The sequence below is a fragment of the Rheinheimera pacifica genome (genome assembly GCF_900108485.1).
Taxonomy (GTDB): Bacteria; Pseudomonadota; Gammaproteobacteria; order Enterobacterales; family Alteromonadaceae; genus Alishewanella; species Alishewanella pacifica.
Map to the genome: position 1 here is coordinate 79,864 of NZ_FNXF01000019.1, position 7,276 is coordinate 87,139.

General features: G+C 50.5%; 9 protein-coding genes. 6 read left to right on the forward strand and 3 right to left on the reverse strand.

Annotated features, from left to right (window positions below; all coding sequences use genetic code 11):
• Window positions 1-283 precede the first annotated feature (283 nt).
• Together BLW68_RS18420 and bla are read left to right on the forward strand one after the other, a co-directional pair.
• Window positions 284-1,597 carry a glycerophosphodiester phosphodiesterase family protein gene (locus BLW68_RS18420; protein WP_092796445.1) on the forward strand — a complete coding sequence of 438 codons (1,314 nt, stop codon included), beginning with the start codon at window positions 284-286 and terminating at the stop codon, window positions 1,595-1,597.
• Window positions 1,598-1,728: 131 nt separating this feature from the next.
• Window positions 1,729-2,643, forward strand: a complete 915-nt coding sequence (gene bla, locus BLW68_RS18425; RefSeq protein WP_092796447.1) for a subclass B3 metallo-beta-lactamase — start codon at window positions 1,729-1,731, stop codon at window positions 2,641-2,643.
• 48 nt (window positions 2,644-2,691) lie between these two features.
• Here the strand turns inward: bla and BLW68_RS18430 are convergent, their stop codons facing one another.
• Together BLW68_RS18430 and BLW68_RS18435 are read right to left on the reverse strand one after the other, a co-directional pair.
• Entirely contained in the window at window positions 2,692-3,630 is a 939-nt protein-coding gene (locus BLW68_RS18430; RefSeq protein WP_092796449.1) for a YihY/virulence factor BrkB family protein, read from the reverse strand.
• Window positions 3,631-3,832: 202 nt separating this feature from the next.
• Window positions 3,833-4,258 carry a hypothetical protein gene (locus tag BLW68_RS18435; protein ID WP_092796467.1) on the reverse strand — a complete coding sequence of 142 codons (426 nt, stop codon included), beginning with the start codon at window positions 4,256-4,258 and terminating at the stop codon, window positions 3,833-3,835.
• Between the two features lie 337 nt (window positions 4,259-4,595).
• On the opposite strand from BLW68_RS18435, the gene mntA reads away from it, so the two are divergent.
• From mntA to BLW68_RS18455, 4 genes are all read left to right on the forward strand, one after another.
• Window positions 4,596-4,997 carry a type VII toxin-antitoxin system MntA family adenylyltransferase antitoxin gene (gene mntA, locus BLW68_RS18440; RefSeq protein ID WP_245728395.1) on the forward strand — a complete coding sequence of 134 codons (402 nt, stop codon included), beginning with the start codon at window positions 4,596-4,598 and terminating at the stop codon, window positions 4,995-4,997.
• Window positions 4,984-5,412 carry a type VII toxin-antitoxin system HepT family RNase toxin gene (gene hepT / locus BLW68_RS18445; RefSeq protein ID WP_092796451.1) on the forward strand — a complete coding sequence of 143 codons (429 nt, stop codon included), beginning with the start codon at window positions 4,984-4,986 and terminating at the stop codon, window positions 5,410-5,412. The genes mntA and hepT overlap by 14 nt, the downstream gene beginning before the upstream one ends.
• A gap of 206 nt (window positions 5,413-5,618) precedes the next feature.
• Window positions 5,619-6,548: a peptidylprolyl isomerase gene (locus BLW68_RS18450; RefSeq protein ID WP_092796453.1), complete on the forward strand. Its 930-nt coding sequence runs from the start codon at window positions 5,619-5,621 to the stop codon at window positions 6,546-6,548.
• A gap of 4 nt (window positions 6,549-6,552) precedes the next feature.
• Window positions 6,553-6,852: an MBL fold metallo-hydrolase gene (locus BLW68_RS18455; RefSeq protein WP_177172289.1), complete on the forward strand. Its 300-nt coding sequence runs from the start codon at window positions 6,553-6,555 to the stop codon at window positions 6,850-6,852.
• A gap of 187 nt (window positions 6,853-7,039) precedes the next feature.
• Here the strand turns inward: BLW68_RS18455 and BLW68_RS18460 are convergent.
• A partial coding sequence (locus BLW68_RS18460; protein WP_177172173.1) for an ATP-binding protein occupies window positions 7,040-7,276 on the reverse strand: 237 nt, incomplete at its 5' end.

A 7,276-nucleotide genomic window follows, 5' to 3' on the forward strand; every position in this document is an offset into this window, starting at 1 on the left:
TATCAGGCTTTATCACCTGTAACGTGCAACAGTATAGGTGATTGAGCATTAAAACCAAAAGCGGATCAACAAGCTACAAACCTTATACCTGAGAACCGACGCCATTAGCGGCCACTGTAACAAAAGCGCTTTAAAAACGTATAAAATACAATTTCGTCATAAAAATAGCGATTTTCATTCACATTAAGCTGCTAGTGTGGGGCTGCCGTGTATTGAGCCGGCCTGTAGCACACAGATTCTGTCGCCCTTTGTTTTTCAACGTTACATCATCAAGGAGAACTTTATGCGTCATTTAACGATCTTACGCGGCTGGGGCATTCACGCCTTGCAAGTGGCAGTATTGCTCACTCCTGTTTTGGCCGTTGCCCATACTGCTGAAACGGCGTCACGCCTGCCCGAACTTAAAACCCCAACGCATCACAGTAACCCGCATCTTAAGGCGCCGGAAAAGTACTCATTGCAGTTAGGGCCCCGGCCCGCGTATCTCGTTGATGATATGGACGCCAGCCCGTTAAAAGAGCGCTTACAAAGCTGTAATACCGGCCGTAAGCTGAAAAGGACCATGTTTTCTATTGGTCACCGTGGTGCGCCATTACAGTTTCCGGAGCACACCAAAGAATCTTATGAAGCAGCAGCCCTCATGGGGGCCGGTATCATGGAATGTGATGTCACCTTTACCAAAGATAAAGAGCTGGTTTGCCGCCACTCTCAATGCGACCTGCATACCACTACCAATATTCTGGCGATCCCCGAGCTGGCAGCCAAGTGCAGCCAGCCGTTTACACCGGCAGACCACATTGCAGGCACGCCGGCAAGCGCCAGATGTTGCACCAGTGACATAACGTTAGAAGAATTCAAAATGCTGGAAGGTAAAATGGATGCCTATAATCCGCAGGCCACCACTGTTGCTGAATATATGCAGGGCACACCGTCATGGCGCACTGATCTTTATGCCACCAAAGGCACGCTGATGACGCATGCAGAAAGCATTAGTTTATTTAAACAACTCGGCGTGAAATTTACGCCAGAATTAAAATCGGCAGAAGTGCCTATGCCTTATGAAGGCACATACAGCCAGGCAGACTATGCCCAGCAGCTGATTAATGAATACCGCAATGCAGGCGTAAAACCAAAAGACGTATGGCCGCAGTCGTTTGATATTGCTGACATTCGTTACTGGTTAGCCAATGAGCCAGCTTACGGCCGCCAGGCAGTATATCTGGATGATGCCAATGACCCGTCAGAGCTGCCGTCATTGCAGGAGCTGCAAGGTTATGCCGCAGAAGGCTTCAATATAGTGGCACCACCAATGTGGGCCCTGCTTGAGCTAGACGCAAACAACAACATTGTGCCATCAGCTTATGCCCGTAATGCCAAAAGCGCCGGCCTGGATATTATTGCCTGGTCTTTTGAGCGTTCCGGCCCATTAAAAAACGGTGGCGGCTGGTATTATCAAACCGTAAACCCGGTAATTAACAATGACGGCGATATGATGGAAGTACTGCACGTAATGGCCCAAGACGTCGGCGTAATAGGTGTGTTCTCCGACTGGCCGGCCAGCGTCAGCTACTACGCAAACTGTATGGGCTTACCCTAACTACACTGCTGTTACAGCCTTCATCCAGCGGTAAGTAGTTGTAAAGCAGATTAAAGCCCGTTAATGTTTAGCGCAGAAATTTACTACGGCGGCGTATTTTCGATGTACCGCCAAACCGTAAGGCGCAGGTTATGACGTTAGCTAAAAGTTTTCGCTGTTTTTGCCTTGTAACTACATTAAGTTCGATGGCTATGCTGGCCGGTTGCGGCGGCACAGTCCCGGTAACAGTGTTAAGCCCACCGCCAGCAGACTGGGTTAACAGCTGTAAAGACTGGGATGACTGGGACAAAGCCGGGCCGCCGTATCGGATTTATGGCAACAGTTACTATGTGGGCACCTGTGGTATCAGCGCTATTTTGATCACCGGTGATAACGGCCATATTCTGATCGATGGCGCCACTGAAGCGGGTGCAAAGGTAATTGCCGCCAATATCGACAGGCTGGGTTTTTCACTGCGTGATGTAAAGTTGCTACTGCAAAGCCATGAGCATTTCGATCATGTGGCCGGTTTGGCGCAGTTACAGCAACAAAGCGGCGCCAAACTGCTGGCATCGCCTGCAGCAGCACCGGTGTTAACCAGTGGCGTGGTAGCCGCTGCCGATCCGCAAGCGGGCATGCACGAGCCGTTTCCAGCCGTTAGGGTAGATGGCCTGGTTACAGCAGGCCAGGTGGTTACCCTGGGCAAGCTAAGCCTGCTGCCTGTGGCAACGCCGGGGCATACCCCTGGCGCCTTAAGCTGGCAGTGGACCAGTTGCGAAGCCGGGCAGTGTCAGGTACTGGTGTACGCCGACAGCTTATCGCCGGTTAGCAGCGACAGTTATCGTTTTAGCGAGCACCTTACTTATCTCAATGCATACCGGGCCAGTTTGCATAAACTGGCAGCGCTTGATTGCCAGATCCTGCTTACGCCCCATCCGTCAGCCAGTAATATGCGTACGCGACTACAAAGCAGTGCAGGTTTAACAGATACCCAGGGCTGCGTAGTTTATGCAGACGCGATAACACAGCGGCTCGAGCAGCGTTTAATAAAGGAAACAACGCAGTAATCCGCAACTTGGCCAGCGGGTAAATGGTTCAAAATAGCTGCAGCAGCATCAGTTCTGCTGCACTTCCTCGATCAATTCCCTGTGCACACACACCGCCGTACTTTTAGGACGAATCGGCTTGCCTCTGCCCTCAAGGTGCGCACGCGTAAAGGCAGCACCGAACAGCAGGATCATTGAAGAATAGTTCACCCAAAGCAGCAACAACGCCAGCGAACCGGCAGCGCCATAGGCCGATGCCGTCGCAGTGTAGGCAAGATAGATGGAGATCAGCGAACGGCCCACTGTAAACAACACGGCAGTAATAAAAGCACCGAGCAGCACATCCCGCCAGGCAAGCCGCACATCGGGCAAAATCTTGAACATTGCCGCAAACAGCAACGTGATCACCAGCAGCGACAGCACTAATTCCATACCCACCATTGCCCAACCAGGAACCGGCAGCCATCCCTCCGCGAATGCCATAATGCTGCGTAACGCCACCGACAACAGCAACGAAACCAACATAATAAAACCGATAGACAGGATAATAGTCAGCGACAACAACCGGCTTTTAATAAAAACCCACAGGTTGTTTCTTTTAGGACGGGGGGCAACATCCCAGATCTGATTCAGTGACTGCTGCATTTGCGCAAAAACTGTGGTGGCACCTACTATGGTGGCAATAATCCCAATCAACGCCGGCCAGATACCACTTTGGTCGATTTGCGAATTGATCACTGCCGTTTGCACCACCCCGGCAGCATCCGGCCCAAGCGTTGCCTCAAGCTGAGCAAACAGTTCCCCCTGAACAGCGCTCTCGCCCATCACCAGCCCGACCAGAGCAACCACGACTACCAGAATCGGCGCAATAGAAAAAACCGTGAAGAACGCCAGTGCTGCGGCGTAAATAAAGGCCTGACTGTCCAACCAGTTACGGCACGTGGCGCCCAAAATACTAAGCCAGTACCGCACCACAGCGGGGAGTTTGTTGTAAATCTTAATAACCATGCTCGATAATACCTTAGCGTTGCAGCGAATATTGCTTTATTACACCCAATACAGGCGTTATATGATAGCAAGAAATGTGCAGCGCAAATGTTACTATTGCTGTTGCACTGGTATTTATGGCCGATACCGCACTACACTGCCCTGCTAAGGAATTGATCACTTATTACCAATTGGCGTTGCCGTTCAGGATTGAGGTAACCGGCTAAACGCGGATATCCACGCCAATGGTTTGTCCCTGATACTTCTGCATAACCGACAGCGCAGTATCCAACATTTTCAGGGTTTCTTTATCATTACGCTCAAGCGCGCCGTTTATGCCATCACGTACTTTTTGCATAAAATCAACCCGCTCATTGCTGTGAATGGCCTGCAATGCACCGGCTGAAGCGCCGTTAACCGGAATTTTTATCGTCATTGCCATAAAAGCCCGGCTGTCATCAAGCGACATTTCGCCGCTTTTTATCTTATCGTTGGCCCAGGCAAGCAGTTGCTGGCCGGTCATACTGCTGAAATCGGCCGCCTTAGTTTGCTCAGTTGCCCCTGCCCCAGGCACAACCTGGCCGGCATCATTCTGTACCTGTCCAGTCTGGCTGGTATAAAGATAATTGTTTGCAGCATCAATTCTCATACTGTCCTCTTTTAAGCCAATCATACACACCGGCTTGATAGAGCAAGGCATATGCCAGAGTTTAAAATTTTAGATACCCAATACGAATCAAATAGATAAGCAATGATAGATCAACACCCGACATCATTCAGAATACAGGGACGCCCCCTAAAACGGAAAAAAATTGCCGCAATTGGTAAAGCCTGTGGAAACTGGCAGATATGGGGCAGAGCTAATAACAGAGATTCGCTATCAGATTAATTAGCCAGGCCCCTTTCATATACCTCACCATTTGCCCTGCCATAAAGCAACGGTTACACTGCTTTGTATAGCCCAAACAGCCTTAGCGGCGGAGCCTTTGCTGAATTTCTCACCAATACTGCAGTTACTGCAACAACGCCTGCCCAATGTCATGGCGGTGTACGCTTTTGGCAGCCAGATACACGGTACTGCCGGTAAAAGCAGTGATTTAGATTTAGCAGTGCTGGTGCCAGGCTACGCCGATGTAATTGAGCTGTGGGACATTAGCAGTGATATTGCCGAATTGGCCAACTGCGAGGTCGATTTACTCGACTTTCGCGCCGCCTCTACCGTGATGCAGTACCAAATCCTGACCACAGGTAAATGCTTATTTGCTCTCGACAGCAGTGTCGGCGTTTATGAGGCCATGGTGTTATCACAAATGACCGCACTCAACGAAGCGCGCGCTGGCTTATTGCAGGATATTAGAGAAGAAGGTGCTGTTTATGGCCGTAAATAACACACCGGACGATGTATTACTTAACAAAGCTGCCACTATTGAGCGCTGCGTTAACCGCGCACGGGATGAATACCAGAAAGACCCGCTAACCTTTGCTACCGATTTTACCCGCCAGGATGCGGCGATTTTAAATATTCAACGCGCCTGCGAAGCAGCGTTAGATATGGGCCAACATCTGATCCGCAAACATAAACTTGGCATACCGCAAAGCTCGCGCGATGTGTTTGCACTGCTCGCCACAGCCGATTTTTTATCTGCTGAATTAGCCGAAAAGATGAAGAAAATGGTCGGTTTCAGAAATATCGCGGTACACGAGTATCAGCGCTTGCAGCTGGCCGTTACAGAGCACGTGATTACGCAGCGGTTAGATGATTTTAACCAGTACTGCCAGTTGCTGCTTGGCAAGGACCAATGATACTGACTCTACTGATTGGATTAAAAACCTGCTGGCCGCCAGAGTAGACCTTAGCCGCAGAGTCGGATAAAAGTTAAACCTTAAACTTATCATATATTTAATTATGGCTGACACCGTTAATTCATGTATTGGTCAAAAATGCCATAGTAGCGGCCGGGGCAGTTGTCTGTTAGTTTATTTAAAAAAACAATAACAGGAACAAGCCGATGCTAAATAAACAGCGAATCTTTTCGTTACTGGCCAGCGCCATCCTGATCCTGACCACGGCCAGTACCAGTGCAGTAGCCAGCGAAAAAACCACCACAGCGACGACAGTAGCCGACTGGCTGGCACAAAGTAGCGCTACCGATTGGCGCGAACTCGACGCCGAAAATACCTTATATCTGGAACTGCCAACTGGCCGGGTGATTATCGAATTAGCCAGCGATTTTGCACCCAAGCATATCAGCAATATTAAGGCGCTGGTGCGCGAAGGCTTTTACCGGAACATACCTATAGTGCGGGTGCAAGATAACTACGTAGTGCAATGGAATGAACCCGATGGCGTTACGCCAAAAGCGCTAAAGCAGGCCAAGCGCAACATAGCGGCAGAGTTTAGTGTTAAGCTGCCGGCGAATTTCGCTTTTACTCCCCTAGCCGACCGTGACGGCTATGCACCACAAACCGGCCATGTTAACGGCTTTGCCATGGCAACAGACCCCAGTAACAACAGCGGCTGGTTAACTCATTGCTACGGCGCCGTGGGTATAGGCCGCGACAACGACGCTGACAGCGGCTCCGGCACCTCTATGTATGTGGTGACAGGACATGCGCCACGGCATCTGGATCGCAATATTACCCTGGTAGGCACCGTGCGCCAGGGCATGGCGTTATTATCAACCTTGCCCAGAGGACAGGGCGCTATGGGCTTTTACGCCTCTGCCGACCAATACACTGTTATTAAAGACATCACCCTTGCTGCCGATTTACCGCCGGCACAGCGTACCGCACTGCAAGTGCTGCGCACCGACACCGCAACCTTTAAAGGCGTAGTAGAAGCACAGCGCAACCGCGGCGGCGATTGGTACCAACACCCCGCCGGTTATATTGAAGTCTGTAATGTCAGAGTGCCGGTGAGAGAAACGCCGGTGAACTAACCGCGTGCGGATAGAGCTGGGGGTCGGGGTCGGTGACGTTGATATTGCTGTCACTAAATCAATGTCACTGACCCTATTGATTGCCGACAACTTATCGCCGGTTAGCAGCGACAGTTATCGTTTTAGCCAGCATCTTAGTTACCTGAAAGCTTACCGGGCCGGGCTGGATAAACTGGCTGCGCTGGAGTGCCAAATTCTGCTTACGCCCCACCCGTCGGCCAGTAACATGCGTACGCGGCTGCAAAGCAGCACAGGTTTAACCGATGCCAACGGCTGTGTGATGTATTCACAGGCAGTAAAGTAACGGCTGCAGAAACGTTTAACAGAAGAAACAGCGCAGTGACAACCCAGCTAACTTGCGGCTACTGCCGCCAGTGTTATAGACATATCTGCGTATTTCGGTTTGTCCGGCCACCTGTTCCGGTTTCATCCGGCCAGGCGTTTCGGTGTGATCCGGCCAGCATGATCTGACCTTCGTTTATGCTCTCTTTTTACCCGACTTCTTCACCCTGAACCAGTGTTTTTTTACGTTGTGACTCACCTGTTAATTCTAGTCGGTGGGCGTTGTGGATCACTCTGTCTAATAGCGCATCTGCGACAGTCGGGTTATCCATCAGACCGTACCATTCTGAGACCGGTAACTGACTGACGATGATCGTGCTGCGTTGCTCGTAGCGATCTTCAATCACGTCCAGTAAATCACTGACTTGCTTACCTTTAAATCCCTC